The 24,977-nt window shown below is 43.9% G+C and carries 17 protein-coding genes; 14 read left to right on the top strand and 3 right to left on the bottom strand.

Annotated elements, in window-relative coordinates:
• Positions 1-346: 346 nt before the first annotated feature.
• The 3 genes from ppdK (at position 347) to EXN75_RS03840 (ending at position 4,629) form a co-directional block, all read left to right on the top strand.
• The gene (ppdK, locus tag EXN75_RS03850) at positions 347-3,067 is read left to right on the top strand and encodes a pyruvate, phosphate dikinase (RefSeq protein ID WP_134842836.1); all 2,721 of its coding nucleotides are present in this window, start codon (positions 347-349) and stop codon (positions 3,065-3,067) included.
• 310 nt (positions 3,068-3,377) lie between these two features.
• On the top strand, positions 3,378-3,866 hold the full coding sequence (locus EXN75_RS03845) for a hypothetical protein (RefSeq protein ID WP_134842835.1): 489 nt from the start codon (positions 3,378-3,380) through the stop codon (positions 3,864-3,866).
• Between the two features lie 124 nt (positions 3,867-3,990).
• Positions 3,991-4,629 (top strand): DUF3256 family protein, encoded by a 639-nt coding sequence (locus tag EXN75_RS03840; RefSeq protein WP_134842834.1) that lies wholly within the window; start codon positions 3,991-3,993, stop codon positions 4,627-4,629.
• Between the two features lie 492 nt (positions 4,630-5,121).
• On the opposite strand, the gene EXN75_RS17585 is transcribed toward EXN75_RS03840, so the two are convergent.
• Complete coding sequence (locus tag EXN75_RS17585; protein WP_167639440.1) at positions 5,122-5,271, bottom strand: hypothetical protein; 150 nt, start codon at positions 5,269-5,271, stop codon at positions 5,122-5,124.
• A gap of 359 nt (positions 5,272-5,630) precedes the next feature.
• Here EXN75_RS17585 and EXN75_RS03835 point away from each other — a divergent pair, with 359 nt between their 5' ends.
• The 5 genes from EXN75_RS03835 (at position 5,631) to EXN75_RS03815 (ending at position 12,860) form a co-directional block, all read left to right on the top strand.
• The gene (locus EXN75_RS03835; RefSeq protein ID WP_167639439.1) at positions 5,631-7,202 is read left to right on the top strand and encodes an ABC transporter substrate-binding protein; all 1,572 of its coding nucleotides are present in this window, start codon (positions 5,631-5,633) and stop codon (positions 7,200-7,202) included.
• A gap of 135 nt (positions 7,203-7,337) precedes the next feature.
• Entirely contained in the window at positions 7,338-7,850 is a 513-nt protein-coding gene (locus tag EXN75_RS03830; protein ID WP_134842832.1) for a nitroreductase family protein, read from the top strand.
• 118 nt (positions 7,851-7,968) lie between these two features.
• On the top strand, positions 7,969-9,399 hold the full coding sequence (locus EXN75_RS03825; RefSeq protein WP_246031281.1) for an alpha-L-fucosidase: 1,431 nt from the start codon (positions 7,969-7,971) through the stop codon (positions 9,397-9,399).
• Positions 9,400-9,476: 77 nt separating this feature from the next.
• Positions 9,477-10,193, top strand: coding sequence for a phosphatase PAP2 family protein (locus EXN75_RS03820; protein ID WP_246031280.1), 717 nt, complete (start codon positions 9,477-9,479; stop codon positions 10,191-10,193).
• A 51-nt stretch (positions 10,194-10,244) separates the two neighbouring features.
• Complete coding sequence (locus EXN75_RS03815; RefSeq protein ID WP_246031279.1) at positions 10,245-12,860, top strand: S9 family peptidase; 2,616 nt, start codon at positions 10,245-10,247, stop codon at positions 12,858-12,860.
• A 30-nt stretch (positions 12,861-12,890) separates the two neighbouring features.
• Here the strand turns inward: EXN75_RS03815 and EXN75_RS03810 are convergent, their stop codons facing one another.
• On the bottom strand, positions 12,891-13,493 hold the full coding sequence (locus EXN75_RS03810) for a LolA-like putative outer membrane lipoprotein chaperone (RefSeq protein WP_118118270.1): 603 nt from the start codon (positions 13,491-13,493) through the stop codon (positions 12,891-12,893).
• Positions 13,494-13,609: 116 nt separating this feature from the next.
• Positions 13,610-16,243 (bottom strand): FtsK/SpoIIIE family DNA translocase, encoded by a 2,634-nt coding sequence (locus EXN75_RS03805; protein ID WP_134842831.1) that lies wholly within the window; start codon positions 16,241-16,243, stop codon positions 13,610-13,612.
• Positions 16,244-16,405: 162 nt separating this feature from the next.
• Between EXN75_RS03805 and EXN75_RS03800 the strand changes: the two genes are divergently transcribed.
• From EXN75_RS03800 to EXN75_RS03775, 6 genes are all read left to right on the top strand, one after another.
• The gene (locus EXN75_RS03800; protein ID WP_342776594.1) at positions 16,406-17,128 is read left to right on the top strand and encodes a 3'-5' exonuclease; all 723 of its coding nucleotides are present in this window, start codon (positions 16,406-16,408) and stop codon (positions 17,126-17,128) included.
• 62 nt (positions 17,129-17,190) lie between these two features.
• Entirely contained in the window at positions 17,191-18,372 is a 1,182-nt protein-coding gene (locus EXN75_RS03795; protein ID WP_134842830.1) for a class I SAM-dependent rRNA methyltransferase, read from the top strand.
• Between the two features lie 14 nt (positions 18,373-18,386).
• Positions 18,387-19,301 carry an ABC transporter substrate-binding protein gene (locus EXN75_RS03790; RefSeq protein ID WP_134842829.1) on the top strand — a complete coding sequence of 305 codons (915 nt, stop codon included), beginning with the start codon at positions 18,387-18,389 and terminating at the stop codon, positions 19,299-19,301.
• Positions 19,302-19,307: 6 nt separating this feature from the next.
• Positions 19,308-21,491, top strand: coding sequence for a tetratricopeptide repeat protein (locus EXN75_RS03785; protein ID WP_134842828.1), 2,184 nt, complete (start codon positions 19,308-19,310; stop codon positions 21,489-21,491).
• Between the two features lie 85 nt (positions 21,492-21,576).
• Positions 21,577-23,082, top strand: a complete 1,506-nt coding sequence (gene dnaB / locus EXN75_RS03780) for a replicative DNA helicase (RefSeq protein ID WP_134842827.1) — start codon at positions 21,577-21,579, stop codon at positions 23,080-23,082.
• 346 nt (positions 23,083-23,428) lie between these two features.
• Positions 23,429-24,931 (top strand): 2-isopropylmalate synthase, encoded by a 1,503-nt coding sequence (locus tag EXN75_RS03775; protein ID WP_118118282.1) that lies wholly within the window; start codon positions 23,429-23,431, stop codon positions 24,929-24,931.
• The last annotated feature ends 46 nt before the right edge of the window (positions 24,932-24,977 follow it).

The following is a 24,977-nucleotide window of genomic DNA, read 5'->3' as shown; positions in this document are numbered from 1 at the left end:
TCTGTTTGATTGATGGTGTAAAGATACGAAAAATACTCCAGATAACGGCATAAATCGAAGATTATTATCGTGAAATATAAACATCTTAAACAGGCCTTACTTTTTAAAGTGGGCTCATATCATCAAGTTTCTCCACTATATATAATAAGGTATATGTTGATTTGTAAAAATAATGGCAAATTTGCTTATAAATTATTATCGGCAGATGGTGTGTACGTAAACAATTAAAAATGTAATGTCGAGATTGCAAAAAGATGGTAAAAAGTTTGGTGGAACCGATTTTTAATCGTATTTTTGCATCACAAAATTTAATAACAATAACTGATAAATTAGAACCTATTCGATTATGGACGAAAAAAGAGTTTATACTTTCGGTAATGGTAAGGCTGAGGGCAAAGCCGACATGAGAAACTTGCTCGGTGGTAAGGGTGCCAACTTGGCGGAAATGAATCTTATTGGTGTACCTGTACCTTCAGGATTTACAATTACCACAGATGTGTGCAACGAATACTTTGAAAAAGGCAAGGAAGATGTAGTAGCGCTTCTCAAAGATGAAGTTGAGAAAGCTGTTCAGCATATTGAGGCTTTGATGAACTCAAAGTTTGGAGATGTGGAAAATCCTCTTTTAGTTAGTGTACGTTCCGGTGCTCGTGCTTCTATGCCAGGTATGATGGATACCATCCTCAACCTTGGTTTGAATGATGAGGTAGTAGAGGGCTTGGCTCGTAAAACGGGTAATGAGCGCTTTGCTTATGACAGCTATCGTCGTTTTGTACAGATGTATGGCGACGTGGTGCTCGGCATGAAGCCTGTCAACAAGGAAGATATCGACCCATTCGAGGCTATCATTATGGAGGTGAAGAAGCAGCGCGGTATCACACTGGACAATGAAATGTCTGTAGATGAATTGAAGCAACTTGTTAAGGCATTCAAGTCGGCTATCAAGCAGCAGACTGGCAAGGATTTCCCTGACAATCCTATGGATCAGCTTTGGGGTGCCATCTGCGCAGTATTCGATAGTTGGATGAATGAGCGTGCTATTCTCTATCGCAAGATGGAAGGCATTCCTGCAGAGTGGGGTACAGCCGTGTCTGTGATGGCGATGGTATTCGGTAATATGGGTGATACTTCTGCTACTGGTGTTTGTTTCTCTCGTGATGCTGGTAATGGTGAGAACCTTTTCAATGGTGAGTATCTTATCAATGCACAGGGTGAGGACGTAGTAGCTGGTATCCGTACACCACAGCAGATAACAAAGATTGGTTCTCAGCGCTGGGCTGAGCGTGCAGGCATCTCAGAGGAGGAGCGTGTCGCTAAATATCCTTCTATGGAAGAGGCTATGCCTGAACTTTACAAGGAGCTGGATGCGCTGCAGAATAAGTTGGAGAACCACTATCATGATATGCAGGATATGGAGTTCACCGTACAGGAAGGTAAACTCTGGTTCCTCCAGACTCGTAACGGTAAGCGAACAGGAACTGCGATGGTGAAGATTGCTATGGATCTTCTTCACGAGGGTATGATCGACGAGAAGACTGCTATCCTCCGTTGTGAGCCACAGAAACTTGATGAATTGTTGCACCCTGTATTCGATAAGTTGGCGCTTTCTAAGGCTAAGGTCATCACACAGGGTCTTCCTGCTTCTCCTGGTGCTGCTTGTGGTCAGATCGTATTCCACGCAGACGATGCTCAGGAATGGCATGAGGATGGCAAGAAGGTCATCATGGTTCGTATCGAGACTTCTCCTGAAGACCTCGCTGGTATGTCTGCTGCTGAGGGTATTCTTACCGCTCGTGGTGGTATGACTTCCCACGCTGCCGTGGTTGCTCGTGGTATGGGTAAGTGCTGTGTATCTGGTGCAGGCTCTATCAATGTAGATTATAAGGCTAAGACCGTTGAAATCGAAGGTGTAGTTTACAAGGAGGGTGATTTCATCTCTTTGAATGGTACTACAGGTCAGGTTTATGCTGGTCAGATTGAGACAAAGGCTGCAGAGCTTTCTGGTGACTTCAAGGAACTGATGGATCTCTGCGATAAATATACCAAGATGGAAATCCGTACCAATGCAGATACTCCACACGATGCTGAGGTAGCTCGTGCATTCGGTGCCAAGGGTATCGGATTGACACGTACAGAGCACATGTTCTTTGATGATCAGAAGATTGTTGCGATGCGCGAGATGATTTTGGCAGATTCTGTAGAGGGTCGTGAAAAAGCACTTGCCAAGCTTCTCCCATATCAGAAGGCTGACTTCTACGGCATCCTCAAGGCTATGGATGGTTGTCACGTGAACATCCGCTTGCTCGACCCACCTCTCCACGAGTTCGTACCTCACGATTTGGCTGGTCAGGAGACCATGGCTAAGGAAATGGGCGTAAGCGTAGAGGAAATCAAGAAGCGTGTGAATTCTTTGGCAGAGAACAACCCAATGCTCGGTCATCGTGGTTGCCGTCTCGGTATCACATTCCCTGAGATCACAGCCATGCAGACTCGCGCCATCCTTGGTGCAGCTTGCGAGTTGAAGAAGGAAGGATTCCATCCATGCCCAGAAATCATGGTTCCTCTCATCGGTACAGTTCAGGAGCTCAAGCAGCAGAAGTCCATCATTCTCGCTACTTCTAAGGAGGTATTCGCTGAATACGGCGTAGAGGTTGAGTTTGAGATTGGTACCATGATTGAGATTCCTCGTGCAGCCCTTACTGCAGGTCAGATTGCAGAGGAGGCTCAGTACTTCTCATTCGGTACTAACGACTTGACACAGATGACATTCGGTTATTCTCGTGATGACATCGCTTCTTTCCTTCCTGCATACATGGAGAAGAAGATCTTGAAGGTGGATCCATTCCAAGTTCTCGACCAAGAAGGTGTAGGTCAGCTCATCAAGATGGCTGTCGAGAATGGTCGTGCTACCCGTCCTAATCTTCGTACTGGTATCTGCGGTGAGCATGGTGGTGAGCCTTCATCAGTTAAGTTCTGTGCAAAGGTTGGCATGAACTATGCTTCATGCTCTCCATTCCGTGTGCCTATCGCCAGACTTGCTGCGGCGCAGGCTGCTGTAGAGGAATAATAGCAAATATTTGACTCTCAATAAATTAAGTGGAAAGTCCTTGTAACAGAGGACTTTCCACTTAATTCGTTTTTGGCGGAAGTACCACAGGTAGAGTTTTCAAGGCTATGAATATTTCTGTGCATTTTAGTATGGAGGAATAGGGAATGTAGCTTTGTGGTAATTTTTGAAATAATAATATGTCAGTTGGGAAAATTTCTTTATTTCTTAGGAAATTTCCTCTTTTTTGAAAAAAAATGATGATTTATTTTGTTTTATATTAATTTTATTGTATCTTTGCGACAGTTTTTAGTATAACAACATAACAATCATGAAAAAATTATTAATTGCATTGGCAATGTTTGCTTCATTGTCAGCGAGCGCAAAACAGGATGCCGATGTTTTAGGTGTAGCATTCGGCTCTACTTGCGAAGAGACAGTTCAAAAGCTTAGTAAAGATTATGGTACACCAAAAACTCAGAGTGCTGATAAACTTGTTTATCTCAACGAGATGTTTGAAGGTTTCAAGGCAGACCGTGTAGAACTCGGTTTTCAGGAGGTTCAGGGAACAACCAAACTGAATCAGGCTCGTTTCTATTTTGTTTGTCCAAGCAAGGCTGCAGCTATTGCAAAGATGAAATCTTTGGCCAAGAAGATGGAAACCCACTATTCTGTTTCTTATGATGAGGAAGATGGTGGCACAGCTTTCTATAAGGGAGGTAGTTCTCCATTGGGCATTGGCAGTTTGTTTACGATTTTCGTTTCTCCTTATCAGGGAAAATGGACTTGCCAGTTGCGTTATGGTAAATTCCAGTATTAATAAATTCCTGTAGGGGACCTGTCTTGATTGGTTTCTGTAGGAAATAAGATAAAAGCCTCGTACACGTCTTGATAGTAAAGTGAGTCGGTGTATGAGGCTTATTTAATGAATATATATATAGATTATGAAGAAACTTTTTGTTTTTCTGTGGGTGGTATTGTTGGTGACTTCCGTTCAGGCTAAGTCGCTGAAAGATTTGTGGGTATCTATTCCAGACTCTCTTCTTCCAACCTTAGACCGGAATCTCCGTCTGGAGTTGGTGGAATTAGAGGAAATGGGCGTGAAGTCTAATGTGAAGAATCTTTTGGGTGAGGAGTGTGATATGGATACGCTGACGAATGATTATCTGGAGTGTACTACCAGCAAGGCGGCTCGTCTGCAAATGATATATCTGCCTTCTTCGGCAGGTGATTCTGTTCTTTGCGTGATCAAGACCTTCCGTGCTCCATCCAAGGAAAGTGAAATTCGCTTCTATGATCAGGGTTGGCGCCAACTTCCAATTTCCTCCTATTTGGCTAAGGATCAGTATGCGTTAGGTTGTTATATTAAACCTAAGTCTGATACGATGCGTGTAGAAGAGTATGAGGAATTGAAGAGCAAGCTTGAGCCAGTGATGTATGTGACGGAGTATCTCCCAACTGCGCAAGCCTTTCGCATTCAGGTATCCCTGCCATTACTGTCGAATGAAGATAAAATGAAGGTGCAGTCCATTTTAATGCAAAGAAAGTTTAAATGGATTCTTGGAAGATTTAACGAAATATAAATATAATACATATTTTATGCAAAACACTTGCAGGTTGCAGTTTTTTTTGTACCTTTGCAATGTGTTTTTCATGGTATTAGATTATTAAGGTTAATAAAAGATTGGTTGTCGTGAGACAATCAATTTTTTTTTGTGCTTAATAATTCCTGCTTTTATTCCTTTATCTACAATTTTTCTATTTATTCAAAAGAGGTAATTTCTTTTTCTATTTTATCTAATTGCTACATCATTATATGGTTGCGGGATTTGAGAATATAATAATAGAAAAATTGAACACCGAAATGAGAAAAAACCTTCACTTGACTCACCAAGATATTAAAGTGCCTAAGGCAGGGCGTTATTATGCTGAGGTAAGAGCAACTTTGGGTTCGAGTAAAGGCACTTTTGTGCCCCCGTAAAACGACAAGTGTACACAAGTAAGACACCCACTGTAATCCCGAAACACAGAATTCTATCTATCAGAGATATGAGTCGCAATCAAGTCATTTGTACTTAGGAAATAGGCAAATTTTGTTGCTTTGCAAGCAAAATACCTCTAAATTCTACAGGTAAAATATTTAAGGTTTTATTTTTTTTACTCTTTTTTTCTTGCGATATTTTATTTTTTTTGTTATCTTTGCATCCAGAAAGTTCTGCAGCCATAAGCTTCAGGCTTTGGCAAGCAGACAATCATTGATATTTGTGAAGAAAGGTTATATCTCTCGACTCGAATGTCTTGGGCGTTGTGCAAATATACATGTCGAAATGCAAACATGTTTTTGCGGTCCATTATAAAGAGAAAGTATCATTACAAATATAATAAATTAGAAATAGTATTGAAGATGTGAATTCGTGAGAACTTAGCATCATTCTTTTTGAGGAAGTAAAGTAGTCGTGAGACTATTTTCCTCTATATTAGCAAATTGAGTAAGGGGATGTGCATTTTGCATGTCCCTTTTTTGAATGTTTTTGGAAAATATTCATGTAAGAAATGTATGATTAATCCCATAAATAATTATAATATGAACAACGTTTTAGAAAAAGATATTTACTTGGACACGTCAGCTCTTGGTCAGGCTACTGGGATGAAGTTTTCAGATTTAGATAGGGCCTCCGGGATGAAGTTCTCAGATTCAGATAAGGCTTCTGGCTTGAAAAAATCAGTTCCAAATGTGGTTTTCGGGATGAAGATCTCTGCTGCATATGGGGTTGGAGGCTTGAAGTCCTCTGCTGCGAGTAAGCATTCCGGCTTTCCTCTTTTTTTCGGATTGCTTGTGCTTTGGTTTGTCCTTTCTCTGTCACTCTCTTCCTGTCAGGGCGGAAAACAATCTGCTGCTTGGGATGAGGGTGATACGATCAGACTGAAATATGCTCAACTGCTTACGATGGTGGAGCATGAGGGATTTACGGAGGTGAATGTAGGAAATCCCTGGAAGAAAGGGACCGTATTACACCAATATATCCTGATTAAGAAAGGGAAAAAGGGAGATGAAACTGCCGAAATGCTGATGAAAGGCAGAAATGGAAGTCAAGATGTAGCGGGTGCTTCTCAGGCCATGGCAGAATCTCGTGGAGCAGCAGGCTCTCATACCGTGGCAGGTTCTCTCGGTTTGACCGGGCCAGACGGTTGTAGAGCCGATATTGTGAGAACTCCTATTTGTAGTAGTGCGGTATTTACGTCTCCTCATTGCCAGCTCCTTTACGAACTCGGTTGTCAAAATGCAATTCGGGGCGTCTGTGATTCCAAATATATTCTGATAGAGGATATTCAGAAAAGATTAGAAAAGCCTGCAGCCGCCTCATCAGAATCAGGCTCTCGCCAGTCTTCTGCCCTATCAGAATCAGGCTCAGGTAAGTCTTCCACATCCGCTTCCCTTCCAATAGCGGATTGTGGCTCCAGTATGCAGCCGGATGTAGAGAAAATTATTGCTCTCCACCCGGAGGCGCTTCTCATTTCTCCTTTTGAGAACAGTGGCGGTTATGGCAAACTTGACAATCTGAATATCCCGATTATCGAAGCTGCTGACTATATGGAAACTTCTCCGCTCGGAAGGGCAGAGTGGATCAAGTTCTACGGCTTGCTCTTTGAGGCGAATACGGCGGATTCTCTTTTTGCAGCCATAGAGAAGGAATATCTTGCTCTTAAGACGCAGGCTGCCAAGTTGCCGAAAGGTCTGTCGGTCTTGACTGAGCGGAAAATGGGCAGCGTATGGTATTCGCCAGGCGGAAAAAGCACGATGGGTATTCTCCTGAAAGATGCCGATTCAAGATATATTTTTGCTGACGATGAACATAGTGGAAGTCTCTCGCTGAGTCCGGAACAGGTGATTGCCCGGGGCAGTGAGGTGGATGTCTGGGCATTCAAGTATTTCGGTGGACAACCGCTTTCCCGCGCTGCTCTGTTGCAGGAATATGATGGATATAAGGCTCTGCGTGCTTTCCAGACTGGCAATATCTACGAGTGTAATACCGACCGCATTCCTTATTTTGAGACCGTCAGTTTCCATCCCGAAATCCTGCTCCGTGAGTTTATCCTCCTCTCTCATCCTCAGGTAAAGGGATTGGGTGCTCTCAGATTCTATAGGAAAATGTAATATTTTACCATACCTTATTATATTATTGAGCCTTTTCTTTGTTTTTTCGCAATTTCTTTCTATCTTTGTACCATTATTCAAATAATGACTTTTATCTCTAAAGAAAAAGATTCATTTATAAAAGAAAGATACGATATGAAAAATATGTTAGCTTTGAGCCAGGAAAGATTTTCGGCTCGCAAATTTACCTCTGAGGCTGTGAGTCAGGAGGATTTGGATTACATCATGGAGTGCGTGCTCATGGCACCATCGGCAGTCAACAAGCAGCCTTGGAAATGGCTCATCGTGCGCTCTGATGAGGCAAAACAGAAACTGCAGGAATGCTATGACAGAGAGTGGTTTCGCTCGGCACCTATGTATATCGTTGGCATGAGAAATGTGGAGGAAAACTGGGTGAGAAAATACGACGGAAAGGCTCATGGCGACATCGATGTGGCTATCGCTACCGAACATCTCTGCCTGGCTGCCACCGAAAGAGGATTGGGCACTTGCTGGGTCTGCAATTATAACACCGACAAGATGAAGCAACTTTTCTCCCGTCCTGGCTTTGAGGCAGTTGTCATCATTCCAATCGGTCATATAGCCGAAGATTGTCCGCATGCTGAAAAGAAGCGCAAGGATATGAGTGAAATCGTAGAGGAAATCTGATTTCTTATCTGCTCACTTGCATCTTATTCTATTTAATATATAGAAAAGAGTTTTACCTATATCATATAGCGTTTACCTATTATATATGGAGAAGTCTCCAACAAATAAAATCAATATTATGGGAAAGAAAATGAATTTGGAAACCAAGTCTTTTGCAGCTGCAATCTCATTCGCTCTCTGCTGCTCGTCTCTTTCGGCTACTGCTGCAAATACTGCATCTGCTGCATTTCCCGCTTCTGCTGCATCTTCCACTTCTGTAGCATCTTCTGAATTTTCTAAGAATGTGGAATTGTCTGCAGTTCTCCCTGCGCAGCATTATCAGCCAACAAAGGAAAATCTCCAGTCGCGACAGGAATTTCAGGACGACAAGTTCGGAATCTTCCTGCACTGGGGCTTGTACAGTATGCTGGCAACGGGCGAATGGACGATGACCAACAAGGATTTGAACTACAAGGAATATGCTAAGTTGGCTGGCGGCTTCTATCCGTCTAAGTTTGATGCTGCCAAATGGGTGGCTGCCATCAAGGCTTCCGGAGCCAAATATATCTGTTTCACGACCCGTCATCACGAGGGTTTCTCCATGTTCAAGACCCAGTATTCTGATTATAATATCGTGGATGCAACTCCTTTCAAGCGGGATATTCTCAAGGAGCTGGCGGATGAATGCCACAAGCAGGGCATCCGCCTACATCTCTACTATTCACACATCGACTGGTATCGAGAGGATGCTCCGCAGGGAAGAACGGGCAGGGGAACCGGTCGCCCGAATCCGAAGGGTAACTGGCAGAGCTACTACCAGTTTATGAACCACCAGCTTACCGAACTGCTCACCCATTATGGCAAAATAGGCGCTATATGGTTTGATGGCTGGTGGGATCAGGATATCAATCCCGATTTCGACTGGCAGCTGCCTGAACAATATGCGCTGATTCATCGTCTCCAACCAGCCTGTATGATAGGCAACAATCATCATCAGGTGCCTTTTGAGGGAGAGGATTTCCAGATGTTCGAGCGTGATCTTCCTGGCGAAAACAAGTCGGGCTTGTCGGGACAGGACATCAGTAAACTGCCGCTGGAAACCTGCGAAACCATGAACGGGATGTGGGGATATAAGATAACCGATCAGGACTATAAATCCACCAAAACCTTGATTCATTATCTGGTGAAATCGGCGGGCAAGAATGCCAATCTCCTGATGAACATCGGTCCTCAGCCAGATGGTGAACTGCCTGCTGTGGCGCTGCAGCGCCTGGCGGAAATGGGCGAGTGGATGAAAACATACGGTGAAACGATATATGGTACGAGAGCGGGCATCGTGGCTCCTCACGACTGGGGTGTTTCCACCCAGAAGGGCAACCGACTCTTTGTGCATGTGCTGAAACTTCAGGACCAGTCTCTCTTCCTTCCTTTGGGCAACAGGAAGGTGAAGAAGGTATTTGACTTTGTGAGCAAGAAACCGCTCAAGATGCAGAAATGCAATGGTGGAATCATCCTCGACTTAGGCGCCATTCCTACTGAAATCGACAAGGTTGTGGAAATCCAACTGTGATATATCACATCTGTCATCGTTACGCCTATATATATAAAAGGTGTAGCGATGATGGCATAAGACTGAAATTAATTTCAATGATGAAAAATTTGAGAGATTACCTGATAGTAGCCGGTCTGCTGCTATCGTCAACTGTGTTTTCTCAGACTCCAGGTGGGGCAGATGTTCCAGTGAGTGCGAGTCATTACAAAACGTATCATGGCGACGGCATTGACGACGTGCTGCAGTATGTGCCCATGGCTTCGGTCTTCGGACTGAAACTGCTGGATGTAGAGGCGGAGAGTTCCTGGAAGCGCAGACTGACGGTTTCGGTCGTGTCTTTCGGACTGAATGCCGGAGTCACCTATGGTCTGAAACATACCATTCATAAAATGCGTCCCGATGGAACTGACAACCGTTCTTTTCCATCGGGACACACCTCTATCGCATTTTGTGGCGCCACCAATCTGATGCACGAATACCGCAAGATTTCTCCCTGGATAGGCGTAGCTGGGTATGCATTAGCTGCGGGAGTGGCTGTAGATAGAATCCGCCGCAACCGCCATCATTGGGGTGATGTCGTGGCCGGTGCTCCCATCGGAGTGGCTTCGGCAGAGGCGGGTTATCTGATAGGTGATCTGATTTTGGGCAAAAAGAAGAAAAATGGTGGAGAAAATGTTAGAGAAAGCCAGAATCATCTAAATTCCACAACAGACAACGATGGCCATATCAGCGGAAAAAGTACGACTGATAAGTTAGACAATATCAGTCTTTCTGTTTCTCCTACGGGTTTGGCTTTCGCTATGAAATTATAGTGAGTCATATTGACAATCAAGATTAAAAAATCGAATATAAACAAGAGAACGATGAAAGATAAACATCATTTTATAAGCAAGAAAGGCGTGATGGCACTCACTTTCAGTGCCGCCTTGTGTGCCTCTATGACAGCTCAGGCTGAAACCATCGAGGTGAAGAAGTTCAAATATGCAGGTCCATTTCCTGTCAGTCTGCCTTGGATGGCGGACAGCGTAGATATTAAGGGAGAAAAGTTTGCAATGGAAAAACTGTTGGATTCCCCGCTGTCGTTTACTTCCTTGAATCAGGGGAAAGAGGTTTCTTCCTTATCTTCCGCGTCATCTCCGCATGCCCTGAATCTGGCTTCTTTCAGTCTCTCCAATGGGCACCGGATGAAAGTGATGATCTCTGTGGAAGGTGTCAGCGAGTATCGACTTTTTGTGGATGGAGAGTCTTTGAAGGGAAATGGAAACCAGTTTGAGACGGTTCTCTTGCCTTCTTCTCATCAGGTAGTAATCAAATATCTGGCTGCAAATGATGATGCAAAGGTTCTGGTAAAAACCGGAAATGATCTGACTGTCAAGTCTTCTGAAGGTTCTGCTTTGTCATCTCAGAACTCAGAATATTCTCTGAAAATTGATGTTCCATCAGCTTCTTCCAAGCGCGCATATAATATTTATGATGTGATCTGTGCGCCTAATTATTCAAGTGTTTCGCTTTCTCCGAATGGAAAATTCGTGATTGTGCACAAGACCTGGGTGGACCGTCAGGGCAATAACCACAGTATCAATGAGGTGAGGAATTATCAGACAGGCAAAGTACTTGCTTCTTTCCAGGAAAACGTGAAGTGGATGCCTCGCAGCAATAAAATGTATTTCGTGCAGAAGAATAGTGAAAGCGCTATTGAGGCTAATGGAAATGCCGCAGCTGGCTCCGCACTCTCTTGTGAAACTGAAAGCTCCAGTCAGCAGCTGGTAACTGTCAATCCGCTGACGATGGAACGTGAGGTTTTGGCAACAAATATTCCGGAAGGCTTCTTCCAGTTTACTCCCGACGAGAAATCTCTGATCTATACGGTCACTACCGAGGGCAGGAAGAAGGATGCACAGGTTTATGACATCAAGGAACCAGATGACCGTCAACCGGGCTGGCGCAATCGCTCCAATCTTGCAAAATATGATTTGGCATCCGGAATTTTCCAGCCTATCACCTTCGGTTATCACAACATCTATCTCAATGATATCTCTGCCGATTCTCGCTATCTGCTTATCGGAAAGAGTGAGGACCGTCTCACCAAGCGACCAACTACCCTGACCTCGCTCTACAGACTGGATCTCCAAACCCTTCAGGCTGAAACCCTGGTGGATAAGGGCGAGTTTATCAATAGTGCCCTGTTCTCTCCTGACGGCAACTCGATTCTTGTAAGTGCTTCTCCAGAGGCCTTTGACGGTATCGGCAAGAATGTGGAAGAAGGTCAGATTCCGAGCATGATAGATACGCAACTTTATCTGATGTCTGCCTCGTCAAAGGAGGCTCAGCAGGTGCGTCCGCTCACCAAGGATTTCGATCCGAATGTGCAGAATGTAGTCTGGAGCAAGGTGGATGGAAACATCTATTTTACGGCTGAAGACAAGGACTGCGTGCATCTTTTCCAACTGAATCCGAAATCTGGAAAATTTGCCCTGTTGAAGTCGCCTGAAGAGTATATCAAGTCCTTCTCCCTGGCATCTTCTGCTGCCGAAATGGCTTTTTCAGGACAGAGTGCATCCAATGCCGACCGCCTCTACAGGATGAATACCAAGGCGCAGAAAGCACAGGTGATAGACGACCTCAGTGCCCGCGAATTGAAAGATGTCCAGTTGGGCGAATGCAAGGCGTGGAATTATGTCAACGCAAAGGGCGACACCATTTGCTGCCGCTATTATCTGCCGCCTCATTTTGATGCAGCCAAGAAATATCCGATGGTAGTCAACTATTATGGAGGTTGCAGTCCTACGAGTCGTATGTTCCAGAGCCGCTATCCGCATCATGTCTATGCAGCCATGGGATATGTGGTACTGGTGGTCAATCCAAGCGGAGCCACCGGTTTCGGACAGAAGTTCTCAGCCCGCCATGTAGATACGGCTGGTGAGGGAGTGGCTGAAGATATCATAGCCAGCACCCAGGCTTTCTGTGATGAACATGGTTTTGTAAACAGGAAGAAGATAGGATGTATCGGAGCCAGCTATGGCGGATTTATGACCCAGTATCTTCAGACCAAGACGGATCTCTTTGCTGCAGCTATTTCCCACGCCGGTATCAGCGATCATACCAGTTATTGGGGCGAAGGCTATTGGGGATATTCCTACAGCCAGGTTTCTATGGCCAATGAATATCCTTGGACCAACAAGCATCTCTTTGTAGATCAGAGTCCGCTTTATCGTGCTGATAAGATTCATACACCATTGCTTTTCCTGCATGGTACTGCTGATAACAATGTGCCGGTAGGAGAGAGCATCCAACTCTATACTGCGCTGAAAGTCTTAGGCCGACCTACGGCTATGGTACTGGTAGATGGTCAGGATCATCATATCATCGACTATGAAAAGCGTATCAAATGGCAGAATACCATCTTTGCCTGGTTCTCCAAGTGGCTTCAGGATGATGACAGTTGGTGGAACGAAATGTATGGAAACGAAAAAATGTAAGTCTGAAAAGACTTACATTTTTTTGTTGCTTTATCTCAAATCTACGATTTCTGCTTTAGGGAAATCTTTGCTGTTGAAGACGAAAGTGCTGTTAGATACATTCTTTGCTCTGAAATTGCTCACCTTGATTGTGCTCCAGGAACTGCCCTGTCTCATTTTGATGACAGAAGGAACGTAGGTTTTCTTGTTGATGGTGATAATCAATTCCTGCACCGTACGCTTCTTGTTCTGAGCAGTCAGGTGAACCTCATAGTTGCTGCCCGCATTTTTCAGGCTGGAATTGTAACCGGTCTTATATATATTGATAAATGTATAAGGGTTCATTGACATCTGCTGCGCCTGTGTAGGATTGCTGACATTTACCTCGTTGGTATTTTTCATATAAGTCCACTGCGTCTTACCATTATACCATACGGTAGCTTGCGGAGTGTGGGCATTAAACTTGTTGCCCTTGATGGCGATGGTGCCGGAAGTGGAACCGTATTTGGTACTTGACAGGCTGAAATTAGCGCTGGCGCCACCTTTGTTGCCTATGATTTTGGCAGTCTTATTTAAAACCTGCTGGGCTGTCTGTGCGAATGTTCCAAGACTCATCAGAGTCATGAAAGCAAATAAAATCATTTTCTTCATCATTCTTTCTTTATAAATTAAAAAAACTTTTCATGTTACTTAGATGCAAAGGTAACATGAAAAGTTTAATTAATATCTATTCTTTAAGAATTCTTAGTTTCTTTAAGCCTCGTTTAATCTTATCCTCTCAGTTGGAGAAGGAGCGTGTTCAGCTGGCTTTCGTCCTGCAGAAGCACCTCTCTTGGCTTACTTCCCTGGGCAGCACCTACGATTCCGGCTGCTTCCAACTGGTCCATCAGTCGTCCGGCTCTGTTGTACCCGATACTGAATCGGCGCTGTATCATACTCGTACTTCCCTGTTGTGATAAGACGATGGCATGTGCTGCTTCCTCAAAGTAAGGATCGAGATTGCGCGTATCCACATTTCCGCCGCCCACAGCTTCTCCGTCATTGGCTGGCTCTGGAAGTTCGAGTGGCTCGATAGGACCAGGCTGGCTGGAGATGTACTCGTTGATGCGCTCAATTTCCGGAGTATCTACGAATGCACACTGCACACGTACCGGCTCGTTGCCATTCAGATAGAGCATATCGCCTCGACCTATCAGCTGGTTGGCACCTGTTCTGTCCAGAATGGTCTTGGAGTCTATGGCAGATGTCACCTTGAAGGCGATACGACCTGGGAAGTTGGCCTTGATATTACCCGTAATGATGGTCGTAGTAGGACGCTGGGTTGCGATAATCATGTGGATACCCACGGCACGAGCCAGCTGGGCGATACGAGCGATAGGAAGTTCCACCTCCTTGCCGGCTGTCATGATCAGGTCGCCAAACTCATCTATGATTACCACCACGTATGGCATATATTCATGTCCGTCGGTCAGCTTGAGCCTGTGGTTGATGTACTTCTGGTTATACTCCTTGATGTTTCTGGCACCGGCTTTCTTCAGCAGGTCGTATCGGCTATCCATCAGCACACAGAGACTGTTGAGCGTTCTTACCACCTTGGTAACATCTGTGATGATAGGTTCTTCCTCGTCAGAAACTGTTGCCATGAAATGGTTGGCGATGCGGGAGTAAACGCTGAATTCCACCTTCTTAGGGTCGATGAGCACCAGTTTCAGCTCATTAGGATGCTTCTTATATAATAAAGAGGTGATAATTGCATTCAGACCTACAGATTTACCCTGTCCGGTGGCACCGGCTACGAGCAGGTGAGGAATCTTAGCCAAATCTACCATGAAAACCTCATTGGTGATCGTCTTACCAAGAGCGATAGGAAGTTCCATCTTGGTTTCCTGGAATTTCTTGGAGTTGAGGATACTTTCCATGCTCACGATATTGGCCTTGGCATTCGGCACCTCGATACCAATGGTTCCCTTGCCAGGAATAGGAGCGATGATACGGATACCCAAAGCTGCGAGACTCAAGGCGATATCGTCTTCCAAATTTTTGATCTTGGAGATGCGCACACCTTCAGCTGGCTGGATTTCGTAGAGTGTAATCGTAGGACCTACCGTAGCTCGGATGGTCTTGATCTGCACACCGAAATTGCCCAAAACCTCAATGATTCGGTTCTTGTTGGCTATCTGTTCCTCTTCGTCAATATAAGCACCGTTGTCCTCATACTTCTTCAGCAGGTTGAGAGTAGGGTACTTATATCGGGTGAAAGGTTCTTTCGGGTTGATAGGCGTATTCAGCTCTACGGTGCTGCTCACGGTGTTGCTGGAAGCCTGTTCCTCGTTGGCAGCTACGGAGATATCCATGCCGATATGCTGGGAAGCGAGTTCGGCAGCTTTCTTTTCTTCAGCTTCAGCCTGCGCTCTCTCGTTGCGCAATCTGCGCTGATTTTCCAGGAATGATGCGTTAGGATCTTTGGTTGTAGCCGCTACAGAAGCGCTTTCGCCTGCTGCATCTTCTACATCGGCAGCATGTTCTGCATCCATATTTCCAGCCGTCATATTTTCAGCATTATGTGCAGCTGCTCCTTCTTCTGCTTTATCTGGATTAACATCCAAATCTATCACCTTGGCAGGTTCCGGATCCTTAAACTCAGATTCTACTGGTTCTTCTTCCTCCTCCTGTTTCAAGCCATTTTCTGCATTTGCATAAGCCTGTGCAATGGCATCCGGTTCGTTGTCTTCACCATTTTTGCCGTGATTGGTGATTTCGAAGTGCACCTTACTTGTAATATAGCCGATCGGGTTGAGCGCCTTTCGGATCACTGTGATGGTTTCTGTCGTCAGGTAGGTGAGGAAAGCGATGGCAGTAAAGAGCAGAATCGCAGTAAGACCCGGTGCACCCACTACGTTTTCCAAGTTCTGTACGACAAAGATTCCATGCTTTCCTCCAGGATTGAAGATAAGTCCACCCGCAAGTGGCGTCAGAAATTTGGCGAATGTGATGGCACACCATTCCATGACAATCATAGTGCTGAAAAACCATTTCCACAGATTGATTTTGTAGGCATGCATGAGCTGCAATCCCCATATTATAAAAAAGGTGGGGAGCAGGAATGATGGAAAACCGAAATTCTGTGAAATCAGCCAGTAGGAGATGATAGCACCCAGCGAACCACAATAATTCTGAAACTGGTGCTCACTGTTGGTCCATTCTCCCGCTCGCATTTCTTCCAGAATACTTTGGTCTGCCGCACCCGTATTCAAAAAAGAAACCATCGCGATGATGGTAACTACAGAAATGGTGACCAGAGCCAATCCTAAGAAGAAATCAGTAATAGTATTATTGAAAATATATTGTAAGCCAATTGCTTGACTGAAGCTTTTGGTTTTCTGTTCAGTTCTTTTTTTTGCCATTTTTGATGTTCTTGAATTATTTATCTTGCAAAAGTAGCTAAAATAATCGAAAAAATCGACTTTTTAATGCTAATTTTTCTAATTTTTGCGAGAAAGTTGATTTACATTTGGTCAATTCATTTATAAATTGTACTTTTGCATTCTGAAATCTTGGAAATAATAATGAAGACAATATTCAAAAAGTATGATAAGCATGCTATTACGGCATTGCCTAGAGTAATCTTTGAGGGGGAAATTAAGGTGATTGATCACCCGGAGGATGTTGAGACGGCAGTTGATTTCTTGCTGGCTCAAGATATTCTTGGTGTAGATACGGAAACTCGTCCTTCTTTCAAAAGAGGCGTAAGCTACGAGGTGTGCTTGCTGCAGGTAAGTACAGAGGATGTCTGTTTTCTGTTCCGATTGAATTGTGTCGGGATGCATCCGGCTATCATTAGATTCCTGACTGATAAGAAGGTGCCTAAGGTTGGCCTTTCCTGGCATGATGATCTTAATCAGCTTCATAAAAGGGCGGAATTCGAACCAGGAAACTTTATCGAGATTCAGGATATGGCCAAGGATTTAGGATTGATTGATATGAGTCTGCAGAAAATATACGCCAACCTCTTTCACCAGAAAATCAGTAAGTCGCAGCGATTGAGTAACTGGGAAGTTTCTGAGTTGAAGGATTCTCAAAAAATATATGCTGCTACTGATGCTTGGGCATGTATCCAACTCTATAAGGAGTTCAACAAACTCAACGAGACTCATGATTATGTACTGATTGAGCCGAAAATAGTGGAACCTCAGGCTGAATCTCAAGCAGAATCTCATGCAGAATTTCAGGTGGAATCACAAGCAGAGCCTCAAGTCGAACTGATTTCTCAATCGAAAGCATCATCTTGAGGCTATATATATAATAAGGTGTAATACAGATACAAAATAGACAATATACTAAGTAAGATTATATGTATAAGAATATATATTTGAAGAGGGGAAAGGAAGAATCCCTGAAACGTTTTCATCCTTGGGTCTTCTCTGGCGCTATCGCTAAGATGGACGAGGGAATCGTAGAAGGTGAGATTGTACGTGTCATCACTTCTACAGGGGATTTTATTGCTGTGGGACATTATCAGATTGGTTCCATCGCAGTTCGTGTCCTTTCTTTCCATGATGTTGCCATCGATGATGAGTTCTGGTGCTCTCGTCTGGATTCTGCCCTCAAGATGCGTATCGCTGTGGGCATTGCCGACAATGCTGCCAACAATACCTATCGACTGGTGCATGGTGAGGGTGATAACTTGCCGGGACTGGTTATCGACTGCTACGGAGAAACTGCTGTGATGCAGGCGCATAGCGTGGGTATGCACGTCAACAGAATGGAAGTGGCTCAGGCGCTTTCTCGGGTGATGGGCGACAGACTCAAGAATATATATTACAAGAGTGAAACAACCTTGCCTTTCAAGGCTGACCTGGGACAGGAAAACGGATTTATCCTGGGCGGTGATGCAGATAATGTGGCAGTAGAGAATGGACTGAAGTTCCATATCGACTGGCTGAGAGGTCAGAAGACCGGTTTCTTTGTGGATCAGCGCGAAAACCGTTCGCTTCTGGAACATTATGCCAAAGGCAAGAGCGTACTGAATATGTTCTGCTATACCGGAGGCTTTTCTGTGTATGCCATGAGAGGCGATGCCAAACTCGTGCATTCTGTAGATAGCAGCGCCAAAGCGATAGAGTTGACCAATGAGAATGTGAATCTCAACTTCCCTGGTGACAGCCGTCATGAGGCTTTCTGCGAAGATGCATTCAAGTATCTCGATGATCACGACCAGCAGTATGATCTTATCGTGCTCGATCCGCCTGCTTTTGCCAAGCACAGAGCAGCTCTGCGCAATGCCTTGAAAGGTTATACACGCCTGAACGTGAAGGGATTTCAGCGCATCAAGCACGGAGGCATCCTCTTTACCTTCAGCTGCTCGCAGGTAGTTACGAAAGACAACTTCCGCAATGCTGTTTTCACGGCAGCAGCACAGGCAGGACGAAAGGTGAGAATCCTGCATCAGCTTCATCAGCCAGCTGACCATCCTATCAATATCTATCATCCGGAAGGTGAGTATCTCAAGGGATTGGTCTTGTATGTAGAATAAGGAATGAAACAATTATGAAGAAAACGACTGTAGTTGCGCTTTTGCTGGTAGCATGGCTTTCGGCACTTGTCGGATGCGGCGACTCCAAGGAAAAAGTCCGTCGCCTGTCTATGCAGGAAAAGGCACGTCAAGATAGTATTGATAAGGCTTCTTTCAAGGTGGGTGTCATGCCTACCTTGGATTGTCTGCCCGTCTTTGTGGCACAAGATGAAAAGTTTTTCGACTCCCTGGGAGTTACGGTGCATCTGAAATGCTACTCTTCACAGATGGACTGCGATACTGCTCTTGAACGAGGTCGGGTAGAAGGTGCCATCTCTGATCTGATACGTGCCCAGCACATCGTCAAGAGAGGAACTCCTCTGGAATTTCCTATTTCTACCAATACTTATTGGCAGTTGATAACCAATAGAAGAGCACGTATCTCTGAATTGAAGCAGTTATCTGACAAGATGATTGCCATGACAAGATATTCTGCCACAGATTATTTGGCTGATTTGGCGATAGACAGTGCCAAACCGAAATTTGATGTATATCGGGTACAGATCAATGATGTGAGAATACGTCTGAAAATGCTGCTCAATAATGAGATGGATGCGGTTCTTCTGACTGAACCTCAGGCTGCGAAAGCCCGTAAAGAGCGCCATCCTGTACTCATGGACAGCAGAGATAAAGGGTTGAGACTTGGCGTCTTTGCTTTTAGAGGAAAGGCGCTGAAATCTACTGAACGAAAAAAACAACTTGATTTATTCATCAAAGGATATAATCAGGCAGTTGACAGTATAAATAAAAATGGTTTTGTACACTATTCGGAATTATTCCGTAAATATTGTGATGCGGACCTTGCTACAGTGAAGGCTTTGCCGAAACTGAAGTTTGAGCATGCTGGTAAACCGAAAACCATAAATATAACAACGGCCTCAAAAAAGTAACAAACAATGAGTAATTTTGATTTAGACAGTGCAATTTCGGTGATTGTAGATGTTTGTAGAGAAAGTAATTATCGTGACTGTCTGTTGCGTTCCATTGAGTTTTTTGACGAAAACCCAATCATCCCCGATTTGAAAGACGAGGTGCAGAAGGTGATGGATAATTATGAGAAAATGCTGGAGTGCTATGCATCGGATGTAAAAGATCCGAAATTGCCTGAAGTATATGCGGGAATCAAATCATTTTGTCATAATTTAGTACATCATCTTCTGATGTATCAGGTGATTCGGAATGATTCTTTTTTCCGATCTGCATCCGATAGCAGCAAGAATCTGGATCTGATGCAAATTGGCGAAAGAATTGAAAAGGGAGATATAGATGAAGATTTTCTGAATCTTGCCTTTTCTTATATCCTCACAGTTCGTCAGTGGAATGGTAAAAAGCTCTCTTATTTTGCAGATATTGTTTGCAATCCTGCCACCGATTATCGTGCAGCTGCACTCATGATATCTGCTGCCATGTTGTCGTCAATCAAAGTTTTTGATTACAATATGATGACAACTCTTTTCGATATCTGGAAAAAGTCTAAAGATGTGAAGATTTCTGAGCGTGCCTTGGTAGGTTGGTCGGTCATCATGATGTCTGTAGATTCAGAACAATATCCTTATATCAAGGAATTCATAGATAAAATTAAAGAGGACGAAAAAACAGTGGCACACCTGTTTGCTGTCCAGAAGCAGATCCTTTTCTGTATGGATGCTGCTGATGATGCTCAACAATTCAGTAATGATGTTATGTCTGCCTTCCCTGATGATAAGTGGCTGAAGCCTTTGGCAGATGATGAGAAACCTTCTGTTGATGACATTCTTGCTCCGGATATGAAGGAGAAAATGATGGCGTCTATCGATAAAAAAATCAATAAGATGGTGAACATGCTGAAGCAAGGAGCAGATGTTTACTTCGATGGATTTTCCAAGATGAAGACTTTTGATTTCTTTACTGTTGCATCCAATTGGTTCCTTCCTTATTATAGTTCTCATTCTTCTCTGGCTCCTTTGTTGGAAGTTCTGGATGGAGATGATACTTTCGCGAGATCTATGGAAAAATCATTTTCTTTCAGCGATGGTGACAAATACAGTTTCTGTTTTGTCATGGCAAGTTCATTGTCTGGTATTTTGTCTGCACTCAAACCTGTAGTCAAAGAAGGATTCTCTCCTTTGCTTGATAATCCGATTGTTGATAATCCAGACGAAATAGCTTTCCTTCAGAGAAGAATCTGTTTGCAGGATTTGTACCGCTTCTTGACTTTGTCTCCATTCAAGAATTCATTCCCAGATCTTTTCTCTATAGAAGAAGGTTCGTATGCATATTTCTTGGCTAATCCGTTATTTAAGGAAGATAAATGTTTTGATGATGCAAGAATTTTGGTCAGCAATTTCCTATTCTCCCGCGAACATTTTGAGCAATTAGATTACTTCCTCCTTGATCATCCTTATCGCAAAGATGAAAAATTAATGAAGGGATTTTGCTCTATGTCCCATTCTGATTATGTGGGAGCTATCGAATTGCTTTCTCCTTTCCAGAATGATAAAGATTCTGCAAGATTGGTCAAGAGATCTTTGATGGATTGTTATATAGGTTTGAACAATTTCGACAAAGCTTTGGAATTGTGTGAAGAGTTGGAACGTGAGAAGGCAACGAAGAGTCTTTTTGTAAAAAAGGCTTATTGTCTTTTCCAGACTCATCGTATTGATGATGCCATGGCTTTGCTCTATGAAGCGGATTACAAGAATCCGAATGATCTCGACATTCTCCGTCCTTTGGCTTGGGGACATATACTGAGACGTGAATTTGATAAGGCTCTGGCGCTCTATAATCAGATTGTGGAACTTGCTCCTTCTGAAAATAGTGAGGATGCATATAATATAGGTGTCTGCTTCTGGTTGAAAGGAAGCTTCTATAGCAGCATGCCTTTCTTCTATCGGTATATGGAAAAAACAGAAGACGATGTTGATGAGCTGATCAAGAAAATCCATGTTGATTTGAATATGCTGAAGGAAACTGGCCTCCAGGAGTTTGAATTGGTTCTCTTGAGGGATATCATTACCCGATGGAGTCCGGATGTAATGAATGATTCGGATGAAAAGGATGATCCGGATGGAATGGATGCCATGGATGATATGGATGATTAAGTTGGTTTGCTAATTCTTAAAGTTTTGAATTATTCTCGACACTTTCGTGTAATTTGTCGAGACTATATAATATAAATAGATAATTATGCCAGATAATAGACAAAGAAATAATGGAAAAAAGGGAGCTTCCCCGATTGATCCTAATTTCGCACATGTTCAGCCGCAGGCTGTAGAAATCGAGAGGGTGGTGCTCGGTGCTTTGATGGTTGACTCTGATGCCTTTTCTGTGGTATCGGAGCTGCTCAAACCCGAAACTTTCTATGAGCCTCGCCATCAGAAGATATACGAGGCTATCCGTAATATGAACATGGACGAACGTCCTGTGGATATTATGACGCTGAATGATGAACTCTCCAAGATGGGCGAAATTGACAAAGTGGGTGGTGTGGACTATCTGATGGAGATTTCTTCACAGGTGGCTTCTGCTGCCCATGTGGAGTCTCATGCCCGTATCCTGGCGGAGAAATATATGCAGCGACAGCTGATCCATTTTGCTGGTGACATAGAAACGAAAGCCTATGACAGCAGCGTGGATGTGGATGAACTGATGCAGCAGGCGGAAGGATCCTTGTTCCAGATTTCGCAGAACAACATGAAGCAAGACTTTACGCAGGTGGCTCCTGTGGTAAAGAGTGCTGTGGAAATTCTGCAGCGAGCTGCCAGCAACAAGGGAGGTCTTACCGGTATTCCTACCGGTTATGTAGGAATGGATGAGATCACTTCCGGATGGCAGGCTTCCGATCTGGTGATTATCGCAGGACGTCCTGCCATGGGTAAAACTTCCTTTGCACTGAGTATTGCCAAGAATGTGGCTGTAGATTATGGGGTTCCTATCGGCTTCTTCTCTCTTGAAATGAACAACGTCCAGTTGGTCAACCGTCTTATCAGTAATGTATGCGAGGTCTCTGGACGTAAGATTCTGAATGGTCAGCTGGATCCTTCTGACTGGGAACGACTGGACAAGAGAATCGGCAGATTGACCGATGCTCCTATCTATGTGGACGATACACCGGGCCTCTCTGTGTTTGAATTGAGAACCAAGGCTCGTCGACTGGTGCGCGAAAAAGGTGTCAAGATTATCATGATTGACTATTTGCAGCTGATGAATGCCAACGGTATGAAATTCGGCAGCCGACAGGAGGAGGTCTCTACCATTTCCCGTTCTCTCAAGGGACTTGCCAAAGAGCTGAATATTCCTGTCTTGGCTTTGTCTCAGTTGAGCCGTAACGTAGAAAACCGTGAGGGACTTGAAGGAAAACGCCCACAGCTGAGTGACCTCCGTGAGTCTGGAGCCATCGAGCAGGATGCCGATATGGTACTCTTCGTACACCGCCCGGAGTATTATCACATCTATCAGGATGAAAAGGGAAACGACCTCCATGGTATGGCGCAGATCATTATCGCCAAGCACCGTAAGGGTTCTACGGGAGATGTGTTGCTCAACTTCCGTGGTGAGTTTACCCGTTTCCAGGATCCTACAGAGGCAGCAGCTTCATCACCGGCAGCAGCTGATGGTGGTGGTGAAATTATAGGTTCACGTATGAATGGAGGAGACGTATTACCTCCACCTCCAGGCGACTTGCCTTTCTAAATTTGCACAATTATTACGATTTTGGGTATAAATTTACGCTTCGAATACTAAATTGTTATCTTTTAGATTAAAAAAGTGATAAATTGTTTGTTCATATCGAATAAATATATTACCTTTGCAATCGTAAATTAAAAATTAAGAATTATGGCAATTGAAACATTGAACATTAGCAGCATTATTATTCGACTTCGACTGCAGTATGTAGGCGGAAGTGATGAGGTATGCGTATAGTTCATGGATTATGATATAATAAGCCTTTCCACTTCCATATAGAAGTGTGAAAGGCTTTTTTGTTAAAAACTTCGGTTGTCTTCTATGGTATAGAATAATAAAAAAAGATATTGATATGAGTGACAGATTATTTATTTTCGACACAACCCTGCGAGATGGTGAGCAGGTGCCTGGATGTCAGTTGAACACAGTGGAAAAAATTCAAGTGGCAAAACAGTTGGAGCTACTCGGCGTTGATGTTATTGAAGCCGGTTTCCCTATCTCAAGTCCAGGTGATTTCAATTCGGTTGTGGAGATTTCTAAAGCCGTGACTTGGCCTACGATTTGTGCCCTTACTCGTGCGGTGGAGAAAGATATTGACTGTGCTGCCGAGGCATTGAAGTATGCTAAGCATAAGCGTATTCATACGGGTATCGGTACAAGCGATAGCCATATCAAATATAAGTTCAATTCTAACCGTGAAGAAATCATTGAGCGTGCTGTTGCTGCTGTAAAGTATGCTAAAAAGTACGTCGAGGATGTGGAATTCTATGCAGAGGATGCTGGTCGTACGGATAATGAGTATTTGGCTCGCGTGGTAGAGGCGGTCGTAAAGGCTGGTGCTACGGTGGTGAATATTCCTGATACTACTGGTTATTGCCTTCCTGAGGAATATGGTGCTAAAATCAAGTATCTGATGGAGCATGTTGACGGTATTGAGAATGCCCGTATTTCTACTCACTGTCATAATGATCTCGGTATGGCAACTGCCAATACGCTCCAAGGTGTATTGAATGGTGCCCGTCAGGTGGAGGTTACGATGAATGGTATCGGTGAACGTGCTGGTAATACTTCTCTTGAGGAGATTGCCATGATTCTGAAGTGTCATAAGCATCTCAATATTGATACCAATATTAATACGACTAAGATTGTTCCGATGTCTCGCATGGTGAGCAGTCTCATGAATATGCCTGTTCAGCCTAACAAGGCCATCGTGGGTCGTAATGCTTTTGCTCACTCTTCTGGTATCCATCAGGATGGTGTATTGAAAAATGTTCAGACTTACGAGATTATTGATCCTAAGGATGTCGGTCTGGATGATAACGCTATCGTATTGACTGCTCGCTCTGGTCGTGCGGCATTGAAGTATCGTCTCCATGTAAATGGTGTCAATGTGGAGGATGAAGAGAAGCTCGATAAGATTTACAAGAAGTTCCTACAGTTGGCTGATAAGAAGAAAGAGGTTACTGATGAGGATGTATTGATGCTCGCTGGTGCTGATTCTGCTGACAAGCATGGTGTTCAGCTCGACTGGTTGCAGGTTACTACTGGTAAGGGTGTCAAGAGTGTGGCAAGTATTGGTCTCAATATCGCTGGTCAGAAGTTCGAGGCTGCATCTTCTGGTAATGGTCCTGTGGATGCTGCTATCCGTGCTCTCAAGAAGGTGATTACCAAGGAAATGAACCTCAAGGAGTTCACTATTCAAGCTATTGATAAGGGCTCTGATGATGTAGGTAAGGTTCATATGCAGGTAGAATACGATGGTCATGTTTACTATGGCTTCGGTGCAGATACCGATATTGTGACTGCTTCTGTAGAGGCTTATATTGATTGTATCAACAAGTTCAAGGTGAGATAGTTGGTTCTGTTTAAATTTTGAATTGTCATTAAACTTAAACTATAAA

The sequence above is a fragment of the Segatella hominis genome (assembly GCF_004535825.1).
Classification (GTDB): domain Bacteria; phylum Bacteroidota; class Bacteroidia; order Bacteroidales; family Bacteroidaceae; genus Prevotella; species Prevotella hominis.
Note: the sequence above shows the minus strand (reverse complement) of the source record. Positions and strands in the feature narration are given on the sequence as shown.